Source organism: Vibrio sp. 10N.222.52.B7, assembly GCF_041474275.1.
Classification (GTDB): Bacteria; Pseudomonadota; Gammaproteobacteria; order Enterobacterales; family Vibrionaceae; genus Vibrio; species Vibrio crassostreae_C.
Genome location: NZ_JBFRTU010000395.1, coordinates 1 through 351, shown reverse-complemented (window position 1 = coordinate 351; position 351 = coordinate 1). Strand labels below are relative to the sequence as shown.

1 pseudogene is annotated in these 351 nt (G+C 38.7%); it reads left to right on the top strand.

From position 1 onward, the window contains the following. Positions 1-25: 25 nt before the first annotated feature. Positions 26-351, top strand: a pseudogene (locus AB4512_RS23370) (hypothetical protein); the annotation flags it as partial.

The window sequence follows — 351 nt, the reverse complement described above, 5'->3', positions numbered from 1 at the left end:
ATGCGAGTGAGTGGATTTGAGCGTAATGATAAAAAATATGATTTGGATGTTGCTGCGTGTTTTGATCGCCTATTTGTTGATAGGCCCTACTTACGCGATCCTTATTTTGTCTAATACAGCAACACCTGTCTTTTTAGATACTACGGCTGAGGTTTTAGCCTGGATCTCTTGTTTCCTTCTTGTGATTGGTTATGTACTGATCAGATTTTCTAAAACGAGGTACATGGGAAAATTATTATCGCTTAGTGTATTGGGGGCGGTAGTGTTAATCATGTATGTCGATGAACGTTATCGGATTTTTGGAGTCAGCGTTAACGCTTGGAGCTTATTTTTAGCCGTTCTATATTTGAT